Genomic DNA, 22148 nt, shown 5'->3' on the forward strand with positions numbered 1-22148 from the left:
AAACGCCAAGACTGTCATTATAAAAGTGTACAGTCTTAGCGTTTTGATAAATATACTTATCCATTTCAAGTATATTAAATCCATTGAAAACCATTTTTATCAATGTTTTGCGAATATACACTTGGATAAAACAGATGAAAAATTATTAATAATGATGTTAGTTGTAAATATAAATCGATGCTCTACTTACTTTTACTCCATAGGTTTCACTTTATCTTCAATGAACTGAATTTCACTCTGGCTCAAATTATACTTTTTATATAGCTGGTTATCAATTTCAGAAATTGATTTTAACCATTCAATATCTGACCTTTCAGTAAAATCTTGGAGAGGTACTTTCGACCATTTATCTCGAGTATTAGCTTGAGTTATTTTTAAAACACCTAACATCGCTCTTGCAAATTTACTTTTTATATATTTTAAAACTGACTCTGCTTCGTATTTAGTTGAAAATCCACCAATTGAAAGAAATGTTTCTGTAGCACCAACATTTGGTTCTAAAATTAATGGCGAACTTATCACTTCACCGAATGTTCCATTTCCATTAGCTTGGGGTATAATCACTTTATACCCTTCAAAACTACTTGGAGCATTCAGATACTTTTTATTCATCCAATAATACTTACGCTGGCTATTCTCAAGCCCTAAGATTTTAACAAATTCCCCTTCGTGCTTTGGTTTATCTTTGTAAAAAATAATATCTTTTAACAGTTTAAATGCTCCCGAACCAATATCATTCTTATGTCCCTTTGACTGTATTTCCTCAATTTCTGGATAATCCTCGTGAGCAGCATTTGCTAATTTATAGACTCCTCGACCAGAAATGAGACAATCCAATGTTTCCGAAGTATTGGAAACTACTTTACTCAGAATTGAGTTTAATTCATCATAAACTGTAAAAGTCCCAATCTCTCCAAAGATTTTTTCCTTATCCCTATACGTTATAACAATTCCACCTTTAATATCAGTATTTGGAAACACCTTTGAGCTATCATCGAAATAATTAACAACTTTGAGATGTTCATCAGATAACATTTTCTTATTCCATGCTTTCGGAGTGCTTCCTGCATTAAATAAAAATCTAGCAGGGTGAATCATTTCAACTTTATCAGCCAGTTTATAAGACTCTTCCAAAAACCTATGGTAAATTGGTGGAGCATAAGTTTTATTATCCCCTATTGTTTCATCTTGGTAAGGTGGATTGCCTATTATTACATCGAATTTCAAATTATCATCTCCAAAAGCTTTATAGATATTTGTACTTAGTTTATCCTGACTAGTTAAAATCATTGTATCGATTTCTATTAGGTTTTTAGTCGAAACATCCACTACATCACTATAGACAAAATTCTTAACAATATTATAAATGATGTTACTTGGTGCACATGCATATACTTGATTTTCAAGTATCCATTTAATACGTTCCTGTTCATTCGGGATTTGTTCCTTCAAACCATCGATTAATTTCTTGACTATCTCCGTGATAAACAAACCACTTTTTACATATAAGTCAGCAAATTTTATTGTTTTGTCAGAAAAAATCCCCGGGTTTTCTTCTTCTAAAATATCGATCATCTTCTTAACTACTCTTTTTGGAGTAAAAATTTGATTTGTTTTTTGTGGAGGAATGTAATCGAATATATCTTCTTGTAAGCTATCGTCAAAATAATTTGCTAAACGCTTTTTGGTATCTAAAAATTCTTGGATACTGCCATTAAAAACAACTTCATTGAATAAACCAGGAATTGCTTTTTTTTCACCTTTATCATCAACATACTCAAAGCCATCACGAAGCTGCTTAAATTCACTTATAGTTATACTCGTTAAATCTTCAAACGTGTTTGCATCAATATTCTCTTCAAAATTTGCTAAATTCGTATTGTCACCACCATATGCCATTAAGAACGCAGGGATTGTACGTGCAAATCCTCGTAAATGATCACGAACATCATCTTCTGTTGTTTTCTTTTTCTTTTCTTCTTTTTTTTCTAATTGTTCTTCCACAACAGTATTGATCGTTTTTTCTACTTCTTTGTAAATTTCTTCTGTAAAAGACTTTTCGATTTGCTGTTTCTCTTTTTCAAACTGTTCGGTTGCAGATCTCAACATATTCTCATCTTTAGTTGTTTCTGCCTCTTGTTTTTTGCCTTCATATTCCATTTCTATTTCTTTTACTTGGTTACTTAAAGTCAAACTCTTCTCACTTATAATATCTTCAATGACAGTATTTACTGAACCTTTTATTTTATCGGTTTGTCCTTTGTTTAAATTAAATGAATCCTTCAAGTTAGTAAAGCCATCGGAAAACGACTGTGTTATATCTTTAGCTAAATTTTTAATGGACTCTTTTTGCTTTTCTTCTGCTTCTTCAAATGAGGATACAGCTTCATCAATAACTTCTAATGTTGCATATATCTTTTCGCCAAAAAGTTCCTTTGATTTACCTATCACTACTTCCTTTGGTACTTCTACTTCCCCGTCTTCATTTAAATGTGGATTTGTAACAGGTATTTCTCGTCGTTTTTCTAACCTTTTATTTTTTTCTGGTGGTATTTTATCTAAAATCTCTTTAAATGGTGAATCCCCTGAAAAGATACCTGAAATATTAGTAAATAATAAATTGCTCATAAATCCTCTTTTCACTACTTCTTTCGATGTGATTCGAGTAGGAATTGCCAAAACTTCAGTAGCGTTTATTTCATGCATTTCACCGTCTTCATCTTCAGCAATAACCGGAAAAAAGTTTAATAACTTTTTAATTTTATTTTTTCTTTCTTCCGTTGTCTTGGATCCACTACCCGATAAATTATTAGCAAAATCATCATAAAGCCTTAAAGTTCTATCGGGTGAAAAATCAAATATATATGCATTCTCTTTTCTATATAATTTTCCATCCTTTTCAAACTCATAAGGATTTTGTGACCTGAAGGCAGCCTGAAAGTATAAACTAGGAGACTCAATATTGTTTAACATTAATACAGCTGTCCATTCAGGGATAGTTACACCTGTTGTCAATTGCCCCACGGATAACGTTATCGTTTTATCATAATTTTCAATCGAACTTCTAACTTTGTCAAAACTTTTTGTGTTCTCTTTAAAATCAAGAGCTTCCGCTTCTACACCATCATGTATGCTAACTCCATCCCCAGCTGCGAGTATTACCTTATAATCTTTAAAAGTAGGATGAGCATTTAATAATTTTTCAAGTGCCTTTGCAACATTGACACGTGGCAGTAACCAAAAAGTATGATTTAGTTCGTTACGGTATTGGTTTTTAGAGAAAGGAAATTTCCCTTTTGAAAGATTATCTAAAAATCGGATAACGCTTTCTTCATATTCAAAGCTTCCATTTTCTTTCACTCTAAAAAATTCATTTAAATCAAAAGCATAATCAACGTTTTTTTCCTCTTCTAATCTTATCCCTTCAGACACTTCTGCTTCTATCATTTTACTCATTTGATAAGTAAATAGATTTAAAATTGGCAAACTTTCATAAGGATTACTACTTATTGTTGAATCCCAATTTTCCTTTGCTTCTTGTTCATCCACATACGACCAATTAAATATTTGCACTTCAGAAAATTTATTATTAGCCAATGCCTTAAAGGGAGTACCAGATAAATGCAATGTAAAGTCTCTTTTTATTTGGCTAAATGCAATATCTGTCTTTTTCGTATCAATTCCTTCATGGGCTTCATCAATAACTAACAAATCCCAATTTAATCCTGCAACCCACTCTAACTTTTCATAACTACCCCCTGCAAACTTTGCTCCTTTTAAGTCTTGTAAGGATATAAAAGCAATTTGTGAAGGATTAGGATAAGAGGTATTATCTAGATAGTCTAAATACTGTGTTCTAGTCATGGCTTTTCCATTCAATGCTTCCGTTTCTGAGACGAACTTCATATGTTGCTCTTGCCATGCAATGAATTTTCGGAAATCATCAAACCATGAATTTGCAATCGCAGGTCTATTAGTAACGATTAAAACATTGGTTGCTTTTAAGTTTCTAATAAAATCATAAGTTGTTAAAGTTTTTCCAAAACGAGGTTTTGCATTCCACAAGAATTCTCTTGGTTCTTGACCACTTTGAAAATACTCATACGTTTTCTCAACAGCTTGTTGTTGTTCATTTCGTAAAAAATAGCTTGAATGCCTATCGTCAATTTGGCTCTCATCGTAATCAAGATTAATAAACTTATCTGTTAGCTCTTCAGCCTTTTCTGGTGTTCCATTAAAATAGAACCACTCATCAGCACGACCATTAAAATCTTTCTTCTTAATTCCATTTAAAGTCAGGAATCTATGTAAATCTTTATCGCGAAACCATTCACCATCAGATTTCCGAGCCATTTTATTAAATAATATTTCAGGGTTTAAACCTGCTGTACCTACTTGTTCGAAGATTCTTGTTACCGCTTCACGTGTGGTATCGCCTATTTTTACATAGCCGTCATGGTTGGGAACTTCAGGTAAAGTGTATGCATACACTTTATATTGAATTTCATAAAAAGGTTTAATAATAGTTTTATCCATCATACTTCCTCCATTTCCTCTTTATATACATCGATTATATTAACTGGTATATAGCGCATTTCTTTTTTAACTTCATCGTCAATCTCTTCTACCTCTAGTATATCGAATATATCTAATTGCAAATCTCGCCGTTCGTCTCTACTAATAGTCATTCCAGGTTCTTTTTCTACGCTTTCGTATATCTCGTCTAAGGTATATTCTGTTCGTTGTATTTTAATGTTCTTAGTTGTTTTCCTCATATTAACTGGATACCATTCACTGAAAACTAAAGGTTTACCATCTACCGCTTTCCTCGTTAAAAAATTCCCCTGCCTGATATTTGATGAAATGATTTCTTTAGCACTATCCAATACCTTTTTCTTTACAATTCCATTATGATTTTGAACTTGTTCTTTATAGTTATCATAATACAGTTGAAACATATTCATCACACATGTTTGAGCATTATCTTCTAATAATTCAATTCCATAAAGTGTCGTTAGGGCGAGCAAGGAATAACTTTCATAGCTAGTTAAATCATTATTATATTTTTCAGATACCATCTTTAGTTTTCGATCAAGAATTTCTACAAGAAAGGCACCTTCTCCAGCAGACGGCTCTAAAAACTTAGTTGTTAAATTTTCACAAGCGTCTTTTATTTCTGGTATATTTAGCATCTTTTTTACTATTTTTTTAGGTGTAAATACTTCTCCATGCTTTTGAACACGAAGCTTAGATTTAATTATTTCTTCTTCCAAACTTGGAGCACTCCTTTCTTTGCCACTACTTTTAGTTAATATATTCATTTAATTTATTTTAATATAATTTAATAATTATTATTGACTTTTACCGTATTAATCACATATTTACATAGGTCATTATCAGGAAGGGTTTAAAAATCTAATTTTTTTTAATAACTATTCTTTATAGATAAAGAACAAAAATATTGTGTCGTTTTCCATATAGCATCTTTCTGCTTATATTCTATCATAAAGTATTTAAATTTATTTGAAATAATTGTAAGTAATATGTCTTTAAAAAAACAAATATAGCCCTTTCTTTTGGGCTAGTAAAACTGTTATCACTATATACTACTAAGTGACCAAACACTTCAAACCATTTTTATCTTATGAAGGAATTTTCATATATTTCTTCCCTCAGCACCACAGTTATAAAAACAAAGGGGCGCCCTCCCGTTTCATGCCCAACCCCTTTTATATGAACCGTTGTTTATCCATTGGGATAGACGGCGGTTTTTTTTATTTTACAGAGACGACATGCGTGGTGAGAGGAGCGCATACGAAAGGAGAATAATGAGATGAATCAGTCATTAGTAAAAATTCTAGTAAAGGCAAAGGAACTAAACCAATGGGTTCCCGCTAAGTTTCTAGCAAAGTATGACATTCAAAAAGTAAATCTACTAAAGCTTGAAGATGCTGACTTAATGCACCTTAAGAGAAGCAAATCAGAAGGCTTACTACTAAAACTGACCTTAAAGGGTTATCACTACTTCAACAAATAACAGGAGTTATCTTTTACAAAAACTTTAATTAGGAGGAAATCAGTTATGAAGGGAAATGTATCGCCAGAGCAACAACTCAAATTAGGATTATTTACGGAGAAAAGTGAATCCTATCTTAAGCTTATAGAAATTCACGAGATTCTATTAAATCAACGTGCCTCTATTTTAAAAGATGTAGCAGATGCAATTGAGCGTAATGACTATGTAAAGCTCTCTCATTTACTTGTTAGTAGAAGCAACATCCAAACAGCAATAGAAGAAATCGAAGCTCTGCATGAGGATGAACTTAATACTCACGTTTCATTGAATGATCGTTTAGGTAGAGCACTAAAGGATGCTGCAGCTTCAATGGAAGCAAAAGGTGAAGACATATTATTAAATGTGATCCACAATCTCGATAAATTAAATCAATCAGCACACAGTATGATATCGAAGGCTACATCAATCACTAGCAAAACTGTTAGCAGAGGAAATAAGCTTAGTCATCACGCAGGTCAATTACTTATTCATAAAACATCAGAAGGTTTAGTAAAATTGGCAGATATCATTCAAAAAAGATCTTAATCCTTTGAAAGGAGGTGAAAATCATATGAGGACAGGTAAACATTCAACAATAAATAACATCGTGCCATTCGCTAATGGTAATAAATCTAATGTATCTTCATTACCTAATGTAGTTATATCTTCTTCTGAATCAAAACGTCGTATTGAGGAACTTCAAGCATTCGTTGACGAGGTGATGGTAAAAGGCGTTGACTACGGTATGGTAGGCTTTGTGATGTATTTGGGTTTTCGAAGACAGTAGAAGTCGTTAATCGTATTGAACGATGGGAGGTTGGTATCTTTGCATATGAAGTAAAGATGACACTAGCACGTAAGGACAATGGAAACATTGAAGTTGAAGGACTTGGTTCATGCAACAGTAAGGAAGCAGCATTTCAACAACAAGATCCTTATACAATTGTTAACACTGTATTGAAGATGGCAAAAAACGTGCGTTGATTGACGCAATATTATCAGCAACACGTTCTAGCGGAATCTTCACGCAAGATATAGAAGATTTTCCAACAAACTCGAGCCTTAAGGAGGTGATGAACCTGTAACCAAACGTCAGTTGCACAAAATCTATCAAATTGTTGCTGAAGTTAACATGCGCCATGAAGTTGCAAAAGAAATGATGCAGATGAAGTACCACGTTGACCACAGCACGAAACTAAGCAAGAAGCAGGCATCTGATTTCATCCAAGACCTTTTGCACTTTAAAGATGTGTTTAATGAGGAGGAAAACTTGAAAATGCAAATTAATAAAGAATGAATAACTCATGGGATATTGTTATATTCAATGAGTTTTTTATGCACAAAAAAAGACGAGCTCATCCACCAATGAACTCATCTAACCAAATTAGATCAATATCAGTATATCGCATTAAATACATTCACTCAATTGGAGGGACGAACATCGTCTCTCCTTTTTTAATTCAATCAAACATAAATGGAGGAATATATAATGAACAATACTTTCGATAAAATGACTTTTAAGGTATTATTAGCAACAACAATGCGTGAAAAGGAAGATGGCTATGTAGTCAGTGAAATCTTCAACCGCTACCCATCAATACAAGAATTATTAGATGTAACGGAAGAAGAATTATTGACGATTAAAGGTATTGGTATTCGTTCGTCTGAAGATGCATATACATTCTTAAAGGATATGCAGTACCTGACACAAGAACATTTTGTTGTACTCGGGATAAACATTAAAAATGAAGTTCTGTTTCGAGAAACAGTTTTTATAGGATCGTTGAATGCATCTATTGTTCATCCACGTGAGACATTTAAGCATTTAATCCGTCGTAGTTGTGCAAGTGCAATCGTTGCACATAATCACCCATCGGGGAATCCACAACCAAGTAGAGAAGATATTGAAGTGACAAAACGACTTAACGAAGTTGGGAAAGTTGTAGGTATTGAAATTCTTGATCATGTCATTGTTGGGCAAGAACAATATACTAGCTTAAAAGAAAAAGGATATCTATAAATTTTTTTACCAAAGAGCCAGTGAAAGTGCTGAAAACAGCATCATCACTGGCTTTCTTACCTTTATAGCAGGAAATGGGCTTAAGCTCGATAAAATCTTTACATTTTGGTTCGGTTCCATCGTAAAATCATAAACAAACGTTGATATAAAGGGATTTTATTAAATTTTCTTAATATATGTAACATCTACAATAGTACACAAAATTCTAACATTTTGTATTAATCCGTTAAACATCAAAATTGTAACATTAGAATTTAAAAAATTCAGCCTCCGGCGATAGATATCATCTAGACTCACTTATGATATGGCTCATTTTTCTGTATTTTGAATGCTCGATATATTTGTTCTAACAATATTAGCTTCATTAGTTGATGCGGGAAAGTCATTTTAGAGAAAGATAGCTTTTGATCGGCCCGCTGTAACACATCGTCACTTAAACCATTCGAACCACCTATTACAAAGGATAATTGACTTTTCCCGTGGATGCTAAGCTTCTCCACCTCATTTGATAACTGCTCCGACGACCAATTATCCCCCTGTATATCAAGAGCAATAACATATTGAGTAGGTTTAATTTTACTTAAGATTCGATCTCCTTCTTTTTGCTTCACCTGATATAACTCTTTGTCACTCAATTGCTCTGGAGCCTGTTCATCATTTACTTCATCCATTGTCAGCTTACAGTATGGACGAAGTCGTTTTTCAAATTCAGCAATACCTAGTTTGATATATTTTTCTTTTACTTTACCGACACTTATAATTTGTATCTGCATGATATCACCTCTTAAATATATAAATATAACATGATTACGTAAATGGGCATAACTTTGATCTTTTCTATATTTTTTCGCTTTACACCACCAGTTAATTCATAATGATTCATGCTAACCCTTGGTATTAGTCAATTTTAGTTAAAACAGTAAAAAAGTAAAACTATCCACGTACAACTTTCTCTTATATATACAGTCAAAATGACCAAATTGTAACATTGGAAATAGCATTTAAATGGTTAACACATATAAAAATAGTACATCACACCATAATGTAGTGCAATGTACTAAACAGCAAAATCAAATGCCTATAGGAGTAGATTTTCTTTTCGTACGTTCAATTCGCTCTCTTTCTAGCATATAGATGTATGGTATTGAATTCGAACTACTATCGGAGTTAATCGACAGAATGTATTGTTCGTATTTATACACCATTGCATCATGTACCTTTTCTCTCAATGTTTTATCACATAACACAACCAGTGCTGGTCCCCCTTCATTAACTGGAAAATCAATATAGTATCGCTCAAAACACTATTAATCGTCTCCTTAACCGGGTAGTTGTGCAAGTATTACAGAGGAATACTATGATTTATTTTGATTAGCATAATACTCACCCATAATCTCAGCTATCCTATGAATGAATTGATTACCTTTAATTTCTTTTTCACTTACCCAATCAGCAATACCTTCTCTTTCTTCACTAGCGAGTTCTAAAACTCTATATGCACTTACGTTAATTTTTTCATCCATGTTTAACCACATCGCTTTCTTGATTCAAATCATAACACGAGATAATTTAAAATTACAATACCCCTATTAATATTTTTAATTTAATAGTATAGTTATGTTAATACATCACTATTAAAAGGAAGTGTATCGATGAAGAAAATCACATTAAACAAGACCAATTTATCTGATTTAGCAGAGTTATCAATGGGGAAAAGAGTTAGATATATCCGTGAACATCTTCAAAAAGAATGTGGAAATGTTTTTAGTGGTAAAAGCGTGGCCAATCGAATTAAATTATTCTCCCAATCAACATTAACAACTATTGAAAGAGACAAAACAAAGGATATTCCTTCAAAAGTCTTATATGCAATTTCGAAAGACTTTGGGGCTGACTTGTATATGTTCTTTGATGACTATTATCAACACAGTACTTATGAATCTGTTGAATTAACGCCTCCTCTTTATTATGAAGATACATATAAGAAATCTGAAACTGAACAAACTGAAGAGCAATATGATTCAGAGATTAACCCGCTTCTTGAAAATGTATACACCATCAAAACAATGGTTAGTAAAGTGTCTTCAAATCAGGATGAACAAATTACTTTTACTTTTAAAAGTCGAGTAAAATATTCCGATCAGCATATATTTTACTTACTTTCACAAATCATTAATCATATCAATACGTTAGATGTTTCAATAGATCCTGAACTCACAGATAGTAAATTAGATTCGATAAAGTTAGCTCAGGACTATGTCCAATATGGAAAGACTTCATTACACGCTTTTCCATGGCACTCCACTAAAGACAAATTAGTCATGGATAATCAATTGCACAAAAAAGCTGTCAAATATACTGAACAGCTTTTAGAAAACCTTAAACGAAATTCAGAAGAAGGAGCGAAAAGAAATGAGTAATAGGACAAAAGCTGTTTTCTATGCCCGTGTTAGTACCGAAGACCAAGCACGTGAGGGATTTAGCATACAGGCTCAAATTGAAGGGATAGAGGATTATGCAAAAAGAAATAACATGGAAATTGTAAAAAGATATATTGATGAAGGGGCAAGTGGAAAAAACATATCTGGGCGTCCAGAAATGAAAAGATTATTAAAAGACATGCAGAGTAACGAATTTGGTACAATAATTGTTTATAAAATTGATCGTATCGCTCGAAAATCAAAGGATGCGTTGGAAATTGCTGAAAGATGTAAAGAGGCAAATGTTAGCTTAATTAGTTTGAAAGAGAATTTTGACTTTGCGACTCCAATAGGTAATATAGTCTTTCAAATGATGAGTAATTTCTCTGAGTTTGAGCGGAATTCAATCATAGATCGTGGCAAAATGGGGATGACACAACGTGCCAAACAAGGTTACTTTAATGGTGGCCGAGTATTTGGATTTGAAAGTGTCAATAAGGAATTGGTTGTTAATAAAGAAGAAGCTCATGTGATACGCTTAATTTTTGATTATGCAGAACAAGAACTAGGCTATAAAGCAATTGTCAGTCGAATTAATGCTATGGGATATAAAACAAAGCGTGGATGTGACTTTTCAATTAATACGATAAAAACGATATTAGACAACCCTATTTACATTGGGAAGATCCTCTTCAACATGTATGAAAACTGGTCAGAAAAACATCGTAAAGGTAAAAATGAAGACTACATTCTCGCTGACGGGAAACATAAGGCAATCATTACAATAGAGCAATGGGATCGTGTCCAAAAAAGCCGTAAGAAGCGTTCTCATAGACCTGCTCAATCACATGCTCCATTTATCTTAAGCGGACTTATAAAATGTCCTAAATGTGGATATGATATGGTTCCAGGTTTATCTAAGGGATCTAATGGCAAAAAGTATCGCTATTATGTTTGTGGCCTATTTCATAATAAAGGTAGTAATGCATGCAGTGCACACTCCATTCGAGCTGAAAGAGCAGAAGAATATGTATTTAATGAATTAAAACGAATTGTTTCTGAACCATATGTTTTAAGTCAAATAATTGAAAATATTAACCAACAACGAATCCAAGCAAAGACACCTATTAATGAAGAAATAAATATATTGTGTTCTAAGCTAAATAAGGTAGAGACAAGAATTAGCAACATTACTAATCAACTAATGGATGACCCTTCCCTTGTATCTATCTTTAAGCCGAAATTAAAAGAACTAATGGAAGAGCAATCCACACTTCATAATAAGATTGAATCATTAAATTCAGAATTAGAAGAATATGATATAACACCCATTGACGATCAAGCATTGATTCATCTTCTAAGCGACTTAGAAAAAGTAATACGAGATGCTGATTCAGAAAAACAAAAAGCACTGCTTCGATTAATTATTATGGATATCCAAATAAACAAAGAAGCTCCTCGGAGAGTGAGTAGACAAGTTGAAAAAGTTAATTTACACTTTGACTTTACACTAGAAGCATTAGAGGCACAATCGTTGGATTTGTTGGATGCGATTCGACCAGAGTATATTAGCCAGTTGAAGCATGGATGCTTGAAAATAAAGATGGTAAAGGATTAAGCGAATTTATGGATTCGCTTAATATTCTACCCTTAAAAGATGTACGGTTCCCCCCGATTAATCCGAAACGCCCGATAGATCTGTTCCACTAAAACCAATCTCATCAACTGATGGGGGAAGGTCATCTTCGAGAAGGAGAGGTGTTCGTTGGCTCTCTTTAAGACATCATCACTTAAACCAAGTGACCCGCCGATGACAAATGCGACTTTGCTTTTTCCGTAGGTGGCGAGCTTGTCTAGGTTTTTGGCTAGTTATTCGGAGGATTGCATGTTTCCTTTGATGGCTAAGGCGATTACATGGGTATCTGTACCTATTTTGGCTAGGATTCGTTCACCTTCTTTCTTTTTGACGAGGTCCATTTCGATTTTGCTTAGTTGTTCTGGTGCTTTTTCATCAGGAAGTTCGATGATTTCGACTTTTGCGTAGGCAGAAAGTCTTTTTATGTACTCATTTATTCCTTGTTTTAAGTATTTTTCTTTTAGTTTTCCGACGGTTATAATTGATATATTCACAGGTCATCCTCACTTTACAAACAATATATCCACAATAGTTATCCACATATCCACAATTTCTATCCACATCTTGTAGGGGAATATTAGTTCCCCACTATATATTCTGCTTGACGATCACAATATTCACAGCTTGTGGATATCTTTGTGGAGCGATTGATTTCTTCTAAACTAGGGGCTGTTTCGTTCTCATCGACTGCCACATCTAAGGCCAGTTCTACATGCTCTTTACAACAATAAATCATCCTTGTTCTCCTTTCAATCCCTTTGTTGATAACGTCATCTTATCATGAAAACAATCGAAAAGCAGAAAAGCGGTTTGGCTTTTCTGCTTCATGATGGAATTAGATTGTCGATGCATCGGCTAAGTTCATGGTAATTGTTTGTAATTTTCCGTCTCGGTAAAATTTAACTTCCATTGAGTCACCGACATTTTTTTCATTGTACAAATACTGTCTTAATTCAATAATATCGGTTATTTTCTCACCGTCTAGTTCAACAATGACATCCAATTCTTTTAAACCTGCTAGAGCTGCTGGTGAGTTAGGTACTACGTTTTCAATTAATACGCCATCCTTCACGTCTTCAGGTAATTTCAACGTTTCTGATTGGTGATAGGCGGATACTTCATTGACATTTTGTAGCCTTACTCCCATTGATGGTCTACGAATCTCTCCGTGTTTTTCTAAGTCTTCAATAATCGGTTGGGCATAATTAATTGGGATTGCTAATCCAATTCCTTCAACGGCTGATTGCGCTATTTTCATGGAGTTGATACCGACTAATTGACCGGATATATTAATTAATGCTCCTCCGCTATTACCTGGGTTAATCGCGGCATCTGTCTGTAATACTTCCGCATGCCAATCAATGGTGCCATTTTGATCAATATCTACTGGGATGGTACGTTCTACCCCAGATACAATTCCTTGTGTGACAGAGCCTGAAAATTGAAGGCCTAATGGGTTTCCGATCGCAATGACGGGCTCTCCTGCTTTTAATGCAGAGGAGTCTCCAAATTCTGCTACCGCTTCGTCTTTAATGCTTTTCGCCTCAATTTCAAGGACTGCTAAATCCGTCCACTGATCACCGCCACGAACCGTTGCTGGAACCTTTGTTCCATCTGCGAGGGTGACTTCAAGCTGATCTGCTCCTTCAATAACATGATAGTTTGTGGCAATGTAAGCTACATCTCCGTCTTTTTTGTAAATGACACCAGAGCCTGTACCGGCCTCCTGCGAATCAGTTGACCAAAAGCCGCCGCCCGCTTGAATATTAGAGATTCCTACGACTGAATCCCCTGCTTTTTCCACTGCTTCCGTTACACCTGATGTGACATCCACGGACACGCCTGTTGTGTAATTTTTCGTTTCAGAAACCGTTTCTTTTTCTTCCGTTTTATCACCATACGAGAATACGTTCGTATCGACTAGCCTCGGTAGTGCTACGACCACGATAAATGCACCTAAAATCAATCCGACTAAGCTTGCAATAAAATACCCACCCTTATGGCTTTTCTTTGTATTTTCACGGCTGAACTCGTCTCCATCATAATATCCCACGTCACTCATCCTTTCGTTCTTCTATTTAATAGTTTGAGTATCTATGTCACATTATAATCAGCCAACATTAAAATTTCATGAGAAAGTCATTAAAAAATTCACTAAATTAAACAATCTCCCATTCGTAGCGCATTTCGATAATCTTGTTCACATAATAAAAGAGTAAAGAGAGGCTCGCTCTTTACTCTTCCTTACTAAACTATTTTACACAACGGTTAAGGCTGTTGCTGTTTTCGGGTCTGTATCATAAAGTTCAAACTGTTCTCCTACGACATGACCTCTTGATAAAAGGGTTTGTTCCACGCTCATACGGGCTAAATCTTTCATATTATTATCAGCGCTTAAGTGGGCCAAATAGATTCTTTTCGTTTTATCTCCGACAACCTCACTCATGGCAACGGCTGCATCTTCATTTGAAACATGACCGACATCCGATAGAATACGGCGTTTCACACTCCAAGGGTATCTTCCCATCCGAAGCATATCGACATCATGATTGCTTTCGAATAAGTACATGTCAGCATTTGCGATAATCCCCTTCATTCGATCACTGACATAGCCTGTATCTGTAAGTAATACAAGCTTCTTTCCGTGATGATGAAAGATATAGAACATCGGTTCCGCTGCATCATGAGAGACACCAAAGGATTCAATATCAACAGGCCCAAACGACTTGGTGCTTTCCATCGAGAAGGTCATTTTTTGGTCTGTGGGAATCTCACCAATAAGTCCGTCCATCGCTTTCCATGTTTTTTCATTAGCATAGATTGGAAGCTTATATTTACGGGCGAGAATCCCAATCCCTTTAATATGATCGCTATGTTCATGGGTAACAAAAATTCCTGTTAAATCTTCTATCTTGCGGTCTACTTGCTGAAATAAACGCTCCATTTGTTTCCCACTAAAGCCTGCATCCACTAAAAAGGATTGTCCATCCGCCTCAATGTAGGTGGCATTCCCCGTACTGCCACTCGCAAGAACACTAAATTGCATGTTCATCTAATCACTCCACATTCATTCCTGCATAGAAAACATTTGACCTTCTATAGCATTTACGTAGTAATAATTTACTGTTGAATTTTCTTGTTTAACCTTAACATACCAAGTCGGCGTAAGGACATGTGATTCAAGCTCTACTTCAAGATTATCGCTATCGTTCGTGTTCGAAAAATAGCCTAGTTCCCATTCGAGCGAGCTATTCTTACTTAACTCACTATATAATATCTTAATAATCTCAATATCCGATAAAAGTTCTTTTTCTTCCTTGAAAGTTTCAAAGGTTAACATCGTTTGCTCATAGGAAGTAACCTCAAGCTGATTATTTAACGAAAAAACAATTTTACCAGCATTATTATCATAAATTGGCTTCCCGTCAACTAACTGATAAAACGAAGCCTCATAACCCTCATTATCTTTTTTTTCATTAAAGGAACCAAATTGGTATTTATCACTATCAATGAAGTATTTCTCTAAAGTGCTATCCATCTTAAACTCGTTTTCATTCACAAAATTTACTATCTCTTCTTTACTTACATCAGCCGTTAAGGGAATAGGGATAGGCTTGTCAAAATCAGAACTGATCATCTTTTTATCATCTGTTAAGTCAGCTGATTGCTTAGGAAGGTTTTTGATTTCAGCATCTGTAAAGGTCCTTGCTTTTGCCTTCAAGTGAGGTTCTTTGAGCACCTCTTTAGTAAAATCAGGGTGGTCAATATTATCCTCTTTAAGAAGATCTTTTATATCTTTTATCGTAATAGTCGGGTTGTTAAGAGGTTCATATTCTGTTGGCTTTTGAACAAAGATCATTATAAGAAATATATTTAAAATCGCAAAAACGACAATAAATATGGTCTTCGTTTTATTCCAGTCGATTTGGTTTCCCCCCTAACTCATCTTCGTTTAGCTGCTTCCATCGGTTATTGACCCGATAATACCATTCAGGATTAAAGATTAAATTCCTACCATTATATTCTTTAAGGGCATACCCTATTATCACATCTTGTAAGAGTTCATCATCGCCAAGCATAGCTTCTATTGAATCTAATGCAGTGATTGCATCCTCTATCACGTCACCTTTTTCTTCGAGCGGATCTCCTAATTTAAAGTATGGACGGCTATACTCACGAAGATTTTCAATACTTCCCCATGCTAACTCAATTGCTGCTAAATCTATATCATCCGATTCTTTTTGGGTAAATACTGGATAATCTTTATGGAAAAGACGAAAACTAATCTTAGATTTAGTAAAATTCCATTGAAAATAGCGATAGTCATCTGTCCACCCTTCATGTCTATTCACATAGGATATCGAACCTTCGAGCAATTTACTAAGATGAGAATCAGACAACCAACGTCTTTTTTCAAGTACATTCACAAAACGCATCCATTTAAAGGAAGTATGCCATCGCATAAAGCTTGTAGAGTCATGATAATCGTCTAAATTATTGCTTCTTTCTAAGTCTACTATATCCGGGTCAGTAAATAACGCATTTTTAAATTCCTCTGGACCCATTTCTTCACGTGTATAATAATCAATCACTAAATCTGTAGTGTCCGTTGGCATATAAATAACAGATTCTTTTATTGTATGTTTTTCATACAGTACATACTGTTCGTTTTGAGAATCCAGAATTTCTTTCAATTCTTCCACTGCATCACCATCAACCTCTGTTTTATAATTTGTTCCTGATGGTGTAATAAAATAGAGGATAGAGGTGTCAAGCTCAACCTCAATGCGGTCAAAATTGAATATTGGAGGAGAAATCCCTTCACGAAATCCTAACACATTTCCATAAGTCGTTGATGGAACAATATCAGGAAATATAATCTCTATCCTTTCATGCTGAGAGCCGTCCTCTTTGTCCTCTTTGTTCTCTTGGTAAAGATAACTTAATGGCCAAGCAGTAATTTCCCTCATTATTCTATTTATTTCCTTAGCTTCTACAGTCCCTTTCGTCCATTCGGGCTGATGATATAAAATCTTTAAAGGCTGAATAAGGGTATTTACATCCTTCGTAACTCCAATTGAACTCTCAAATGTCTCTTCACTACTTATAGTACGACTATAGTCAGGCTGATACGTCCAAATGCCGTAGGTTAACACCATACTATTTATAACAAGGATAGTTAGTACAATTGATTTTATCGATTCATATTTCATATCCATTCATCCTCTTGCATATTCACATAAGGAAGCGTAAAGAAAATAGTCGTTCCTTCTCCTTCTTTACTTTCCGCCCAAATATTTCCTCCATGCGCTATAATCATCTCTTTTGAGATAGCTAATCCTAAGCCAGTTCCCCCCATTTGGCGAGATCGTGCTTTATCAACACGGTAAAAGCGATCAAAAATCTGCTCTACTTTATCCTTCGGTATTCCTAACCCTTCGTCGGATATGCTTACCATCAGTTGGCTTTCACTTTCTTTTACTTTAAACGTCACTTTTCCTCCTTCAGGGGAATACTTCAACGCGTTTGAAATAATATTATCAATGACTTGTGTTAATTTATCTGGGTCAATTTCTACAAATAACTTATCCTCAGGTAAATCTCGAATAAAAGTAATCGTTTCGACCTTTGACATTTCAAACCGATCAATAATTTGATCAAAAAAGTCTATAAAATTTATCCATTCTTGATTTACAAGATAATCTTTACTATCCATTTTAGAAAGCTGTAATAAATCATTTACGAGACGAATCATCCGCTCTGTCTCATTTTGAGTCACATCAAGGAAGTGTGGAGCTATTTCTTTATCCTCCCAGGCACCCTCTGCTAGCGCTTCTAGGTAGCTTCTCATAGTCGTGAGAGGCGTTCGTAGTTCATGGGAAACATTTGCAACAAATTCTCTACGTTCCATATCAATTTTCTCTTGCTCTGTAATATCATGAAGAACTGTAATAAGTCCGTTTACAAAGCCCGTTTCCTTTTGAATAACGGAAAAATTTGCCCGAAGAGTATAAGGAGTCTCTTTCGTACTATAGTCCAAATTAACGGAATCTTGTTCGTTTAATAATTCCTCAAACGTATACCGTTCTTGTAACCCTAATAGTGTCACAATAGGCTGAGACAGGACCGTTTCACGTGAAACATCTAACATTTCCGCTGCAGGGTCATTAATTAAAATGACTCTACCTTTCCGGTCTGTAGCAATAACACCATCTGTCATAAAGGAAAGGACAGATGAAAGCTTCCGACGTTCACCTTCGGTTGTCGCCTGCGCTTCTTGCAGGCGCTTAGTCAAATTATTAAAGGTTTTGGCTAATTCACCAATTTCATCATTTCCGTATACCTTTACTTTTCGAGAGAAATTTCCTTTTGTCATCGCTTGGGCATGCTTTTTCATATCAGAAATCGGCTTTGTTATTGTTTGAGAAAGAAAAACCCATAAAATAGCCGTAACAACGATGGTTAGTCCAGTTCCTTTTGCTAAGATTTCATTGATTTCATTAATTTGCTTGTAAACCGTTTCAACATTTGCACTGATATGCACTACACCGAGTACTTCTTGGTGAGAAATGATGGGATACGTATAAACGAGAAGGCGATTTCCCTTTTTATCCACCTTAATCGTATCTAATTCTTTTTTTATGAGCATCGTTCTCGTTGTTTGAGCATCTGTTACTCTTCCTTCAAAATCTTCATTTGAAGCAAGAATTCTTTTTTCTTCATCTACAACACGGATATCTTCTATATCATCCGCTTCAGCAAAATCATCTAATACAAATTGAAGTTCATCCTCGACCGAACTCGTTTCATCATCTTCTTTTTCCATCGCCTCTTGAATCGTGAACGCTACAAAACTGACACGATCTTTAATGGATGTTGTAAAATTGGTCAGTAATTTCTCTTCAAGCTCTTTCGAAAAGTACGCGCTAATCATTTGCATTGCTAAAAAAATTAACAATACATAAATTAAAACAAATTTAAACTGAATCGAACGAAAAAAGCCAACTCTTTTCATTTCCCTTTACTCCTGTTCTGGGTTGCGTAAATAATAGCCTACTCCTCTTCGTGTCACAATCCACATTGGGTGACTAGGATTATCTTCAATCTTTTCCCTCAAGCGACGAACGGTCACATCGACTGTCCGAACATCTCCGTAATAGTCGTAACCCCATACAGTTTGAAGTAAATGCTCCCTAGTCATCACTTGACCAATATGCTTCGCTAAATAATGAAGTAGTTCAAACTCACGATGAGTTAATTCAATCGTGTCCCCTCGTTTTGAGACAACGTAGGCATCTGGGTGGATCACTAGGGAACCAACTGAAATTTCATTCCCTTGTTCTTCCTCGTTCTGTTGCTCTGAAATACGTTGATGGCGACGTAAATTGGCTTTTACTCGCGCAATTAGCTCCCTTGTGCTAAACGGCTTGGTCACATAATCGTCAGCTCCTAGCTCCAACCCTAACACTTTATCTATTTCGGAATCTTTGGCCGTTAACATAATAATGGGCATTTCATATTTTTTTCTTACTTCACGGCATACTTCCATCCCATCTCGGTTAGGAAGCATTATATCTAATAACATTAAATCTGGCTTTACTTCATCCACCATTTTAACAGCTTCGTCTCCATCATAAGCACAATGAACCTCAAAGCCCTCTTTTTTTAAATTAAATTGGAGTATATCAGCGATTGGTTTTTCATCGTCTACTACTAAGATTTTTTTGTCCATTCCATCCAACTCCTTTGTCATTATTTGCTTCTTTATATTAATGTGCTTTCTATTAATTTATCATGTTACTTGCTCATTTTCATCTTTTTCCAAAAAAGAACGCAACTGAACACCCATAGGATACTTTCTTCACGGTAAATGTGCGAAAATGCCTCGAGCATAAAGCTAGAGGCATTTTTCCCTATCTATTATAAATAATCATGTGGGTCAACTAAACGACCATTTTTATATATTTCAATATGAAGGTGTACTCCCGTTGATTGTCCTGTCGTACCCATTAAGCCGAGCGACGTTCCTTGAGGAACCGTTTGGCCTTTCTTAACATGAATGGACTTTAAGTGAGCATAAACGGTCACAAATCCATTTTGATGGTCAACAACGACTTTATTCCCATAACCACCATTGTCCCATCCTGCGGAAGTAACAATTCCATTATCCACCGCTTTTATCGTTAAATTATTTGGTCGAGCAATATCCATCCCTTTGTGTACAGTGCCCCAACGAGGCCCCATATGGCTGGAAATATAGCCACCGTTTGTCGGCCAAATAAAGGACCCTGTTCCTCTTGATGGAATTTCTTTCGTACCCATTACAACGACCCGATTGACTGCTTCCGTTAAAATACGTTCTTTTTTAACGGTTTTGTCCTGCTCTACACCATTAACACTTGTCATCGAATACGTAACAGACCGTTCGCCATCTTTTCCTTCTTGCTGTAACGTAGAATCACCTTTATACATACCGTCATCATTAATCACTTCTTCTGTATACGGAATGATTTCTTTCGTCTTCATTTCTTTCGTAATCTCTACATGAACAACTGGTTCATACGCTGTTACATTCATACTTTGTCCAATTTGGAGCACAGCGTCTTCAGTCATTCCATTGTTTAAAGATAAAAGTTCAGAGGTTGACAAGTCATGTTCATCAGCAATAGAACCCAACACATCCCCTTTTTGAACCTCGTATATCTTTTCTTCCCTCGTCCCTTTTGTTAAGAATGCAATCGCGTCTTCGACAGAAAGGATCTCCACAGGGTCTATTTTAGTTTCCTTTACATCTACTTCCTTATTAAAGGATATATCAATAATTCTCGCTTCGTCATCCTTTAAACTAGGTAACGGCGTGGAAGCTTGACTTTCCTTCTTCCACTTCGTGAATTCTTCTTCCGACACATATAAAAGCTGAATCGATTTCATTACTTCTTCAGCTGCCTCTGAATTTTTCACATAGGCAATGGCCTTCCCATTTACTTCAAGAGCAACGGCTTCTGCTTGAATTTCAATAGAATTTGCTACTTTTTCTAAAACAGACGCATCATCTACTTCTTCTGAAAAGACTTGCTCAGGAACATATGTAAACGGTTCAGCTACATCCACTGTATCCATCCCATACTCCTCAGATGCGAGATTAACCTTAGTTTCAATGATTTCCTCGACAGCAGCTCGATCCGATACAGCTCCTAAATATTGATCACTTAAGTATATATGATACATAGTGTCAATAGACGAAGCATGTTCATCAGTGGCTCCAACAGGCTGAACAGTTAACGTTGAAACAATTAGGGTCGTGATAATCGATTTCTTTATAAGACTTGTATTTAGTTTGGATAACTTAGTTGTCATCGTGGAATACTTTTTCTTCCACATAACGGCTCCTCCTAAACTGACAAGAACAATTCTCTCTATCTAAAGTTCTAGTACTTTATGATTTTTCGCTTTATTAATTTAACATAATAATGACCAAAGTAGGAGCTTCCTCATCAATATGTAACACAAATGTATAATAACTTACATATTGTAACGGAATAATACAAAATATGTTACTTAACGATAATAAAAAAGCACTACGAGAGTTATATCATCGCAGTGCTTTTTACAAGTGGCTCGGGACGGAATCGAACCGCCGACACATGGATTTTCAGTCCATTGCTCTACCAACTGAGCTACCGAGCCATAATAATCAATATGTAATGAAAAATTTAGGTTTAATCTTAAGTGGCGGTCCGGACGGGACTCGAACCCGCGACCTCCTGCGTGACAGGCAGGCATTCTAACCAACTGAACTACCGGACCAAAAGGTTGTCCAGTTCAAAACTGGACATAAGTATAAATTTCTTTTATAATGACCCGTACGGGATTCGAACCCGTGTTACCGCCGTGAAAGGGCGGTGTCTTAACCGCTTGACCAACGGGCCACGTAAAAGTGAGCCATGAAGGACTCGAACCTTCGACCCTCTGATTAAAAGTCAGATGCTCTACCAACTGAGCTAATGGCTCATCATA

At 35.4% G+C, this 22148-nt stretch carries 19 protein-coding genes, 4 tRNA genes and 1 pseudogene; 7 read left to right on the top strand and 17 right to left on the bottom strand.

The features are described from left to right. Positions 1 to 192 precede the first annotated feature (192 nt). On the bottom strand, positions 193 to 4539 hold the full coding sequence (locus WAK64_RS14980) for an Eco57I restriction-modification methylase domain-containing protein (protein WP_336587801.1): 4347 nt from the start codon (positions 4537 to 4539) through the stop codon (positions 193 to 195). Continuing rightward, positions 4536 to 5273 carry an N-6 DNA methylase gene (locus tag WAK64_RS14985; RefSeq protein ID WP_336587802.1) on the bottom strand — a complete coding sequence of 246 codons (738 nt, stop codon included), beginning with the start codon at positions 5271 to 5273 and terminating at the stop codon, positions 4536 to 4538. The genes WAK64_RS14980 and WAK64_RS14985 overlap by 4 nt, the downstream gene beginning before the upstream one ends. 560 nt (positions 5274 to 5833) lie before the next feature. Between WAK64_RS14985 and WAK64_RS14990 the strand changes: the two genes are divergently transcribed. From WAK64_RS14990 to WAK64_RS15010, 5 genes are all read left to right on the top strand, one after another. Further along, a complete protein-coding gene (locus WAK64_RS14990) occupies positions 5834 to 6037 on the top strand; it encodes a hypothetical protein (protein WP_336587803.1) in 204 nt (67 codons plus the stop codon). Between the two features lie 45 nt (positions 6038 to 6082). Continuing rightward, a complete protein-coding gene (locus tag WAK64_RS14995; RefSeq protein ID WP_336587804.1) occupies positions 6083 to 6601 on the top strand; it encodes a hypothetical protein in 519 nt (172 codons plus the stop codon). A 25-nt stretch (positions 6602 to 6626) separates the two neighbouring features. After that, positions 6627 to 6842 carry a hypothetical protein gene (locus WAK64_RS15000; protein WP_336587805.1) on the top strand — a complete coding sequence of 72 codons (216 nt, stop codon included), beginning with the start codon at positions 6627 to 6629 and terminating at the stop codon, positions 6840 to 6842. A 56-nt stretch (positions 6843 to 6898) separates the two neighbouring features. Next, complete coding sequence (locus WAK64_RS15005; RefSeq protein WP_336587806.1) at positions 6899 to 7039, top strand: hypothetical protein; 141 nt, start codon at positions 6899 to 6901, stop codon at positions 7037 to 7039. A gap of 505 nt (positions 7040 to 7544) precedes the next feature. Continuing rightward, entirely contained in the window at positions 7545 to 8075 is a 531-nt protein-coding gene (locus WAK64_RS15010) for a JAB domain-containing protein (protein WP_419465956.1), read from the top strand. Positions 8076 to 8368: 293 nt separating this feature from the next. Here the strand turns inward: WAK64_RS15010 and rlmH (WAK64_RS15015) are convergent, their stop codons facing one another. Next, entirely contained in the window at positions 8369 to 8848 is a 480-nt protein-coding gene (gene rlmH / locus WAK64_RS15015) for a 23S rRNA (pseudouridine(1915)-N(3))-methyltransferase RlmH (protein ID WP_336587807.1), read from the bottom strand. 582 nt (positions 8849 to 9430) lie between these two features. After that, on the bottom strand, positions 9431 to 9598 hold the full coding sequence (locus tag WAK64_RS15020) for a hypothetical protein (RefSeq protein ID WP_336587808.1): 168 nt from the start codon (positions 9596 to 9598) through the stop codon (positions 9431 to 9433). Positions 9599 to 9727: 129 nt separating this feature from the next. Between WAK64_RS15020 and WAK64_RS15025 the strand changes: the two genes are divergently transcribed. Both WAK64_RS15025 and WAK64_RS15030 read left to right on the top strand, forming a co-directional pair. Continuing rightward, positions 9728 to 10495, top strand: a complete 768-nt coding sequence (locus tag WAK64_RS15025) for a hypothetical protein (RefSeq protein WP_336587809.1) — start codon at positions 9728 to 9730, stop codon at positions 10493 to 10495. Continuing rightward, entirely contained in the window at positions 10488 to 12113 is a 1626-nt protein-coding gene (locus WAK64_RS15030) for a recombinase family protein (protein ID WP_336587810.1), read from the top strand. The genes WAK64_RS15025 and WAK64_RS15030 overlap by 8 nt, the downstream gene beginning before the upstream one ends. A gap of 32 nt (positions 12114 to 12145) precedes the next feature. Here the strand turns inward: WAK64_RS15030 and rlmH (WAK64_RS15035) are convergent. The 13 genes and pseudogenes from rlmH (WAK64_RS15035) to WAK64_RS15095 all read right to left on the bottom strand — a co-directional run bounded on the left by rlmH (WAK64_RS15035) (position 12146) and on the right by WAK64_RS15095 (position 22142). Next, positions 12146 to 12625, bottom strand: a pseudogene (gene rlmH, locus WAK64_RS15035) (23S rRNA (pseudouridine(1915)-N(3))-methyltransferase RlmH). 83 nt (positions 12626 to 12708) lie between these two features. After that, complete coding sequence (locus WAK64_RS15040) at positions 12709 to 12867, bottom strand: CxxH/CxxC protein (protein WP_336587811.1); 159 nt, start codon at positions 12865 to 12867, stop codon at positions 12709 to 12711. A gap of 99 nt (positions 12868 to 12966) precedes the next feature. After that, entirely contained in the window at positions 12967 to 14184 is a 1218-nt protein-coding gene (locus tag WAK64_RS15045; protein WP_419465957.1) for a S1C family serine protease, read from the bottom strand. 204 nt (positions 14185 to 14388) lie between these two features. Beyond that, positions 14389 to 15183 (bottom strand): MBL fold metallo-hydrolase, encoded by a 795-nt coding sequence (locus WAK64_RS15050; protein WP_336587813.1) that lies wholly within the window; start codon positions 15181 to 15183, stop codon positions 14389 to 14391. 15 nt (positions 15184 to 15198) lie between these two features. Next, entirely contained in the window at positions 15199 to 15990 is a 792-nt protein-coding gene (yycI, locus tag WAK64_RS15055; RefSeq protein WP_336587814.1) for a two-component system regulatory protein YycI, read from the bottom strand. Between the two features lie 52 nt (positions 15991 to 16042). Continuing rightward, positions 16043 to 17350, bottom strand: a complete 1308-nt coding sequence (locus WAK64_RS15060; RefSeq protein WP_336587815.1) for a YycH family regulatory protein — start codon at positions 17348 to 17350, stop codon at positions 16043 to 16045. Continuing rightward, positions 17341 to 19146: a cell wall metabolism sensor histidine kinase WalK gene (walK, locus tag WAK64_RS15065; RefSeq protein WP_336587816.1), complete on the bottom strand. Its 1806-nt coding sequence runs from the start codon at positions 19144 to 19146 to the stop codon at positions 17341 to 17343. Before walK ends, WAK64_RS15060 begins: the two co-directional genes overlap by 10 nt. 6 nt (positions 19147 to 19152) lie before the next feature. Further along, the gene (gene yycF / locus WAK64_RS15070) at positions 19153 to 19863 is read right to left on the bottom strand and encodes a response regulator YycF (protein ID WP_336587817.1); all 711 of its coding nucleotides are present in this window, start codon (positions 19861 to 19863) and stop codon (positions 19153 to 19155) included. 188 nt (positions 19864 to 20051) lie between these two features. Beyond that, a complete protein-coding gene (locus tag WAK64_RS15075; RefSeq protein WP_336587818.1) occupies positions 20052 to 21512 on the bottom strand; it encodes a M23 family metallopeptidase in 1461 nt (486 codons plus the stop codon). Between the two features lie 233 nt (positions 21513 to 21745). After that, positions 21746 to 21818: transfer RNA gene (locus WAK64_RS15080), tRNA-Phe, on the bottom strand. 43 nt (positions 21819 to 21861) lie between these two features. Next, a tRNA-Asp gene (locus WAK64_RS15085) sits at positions 21862 to 21938 on the bottom strand. Positions 21939 to 21988: 50 nt separating this feature from the next. Then, positions 21989 to 22060 (bottom strand) — tRNA-Glu (locus WAK64_RS15090). A 9-nt stretch (positions 22061 to 22069) separates the two neighbouring features. Beyond that, positions 22070 to 22142, bottom strand: a tRNA-Lys gene (locus tag WAK64_RS15095). Positions 22143 to 22148 lie beyond the last annotated feature (6 nt).

Origin of the sequence: Bacillus spongiae, from assembly GCF_037120725.1 — a bacterium.
GTDB classification, from domain to species: Bacteria; Bacillota; Bacilli; order Bacillales; family Bacillaceae_K; genus Bacillus_CI; species Bacillus_CI spongiae.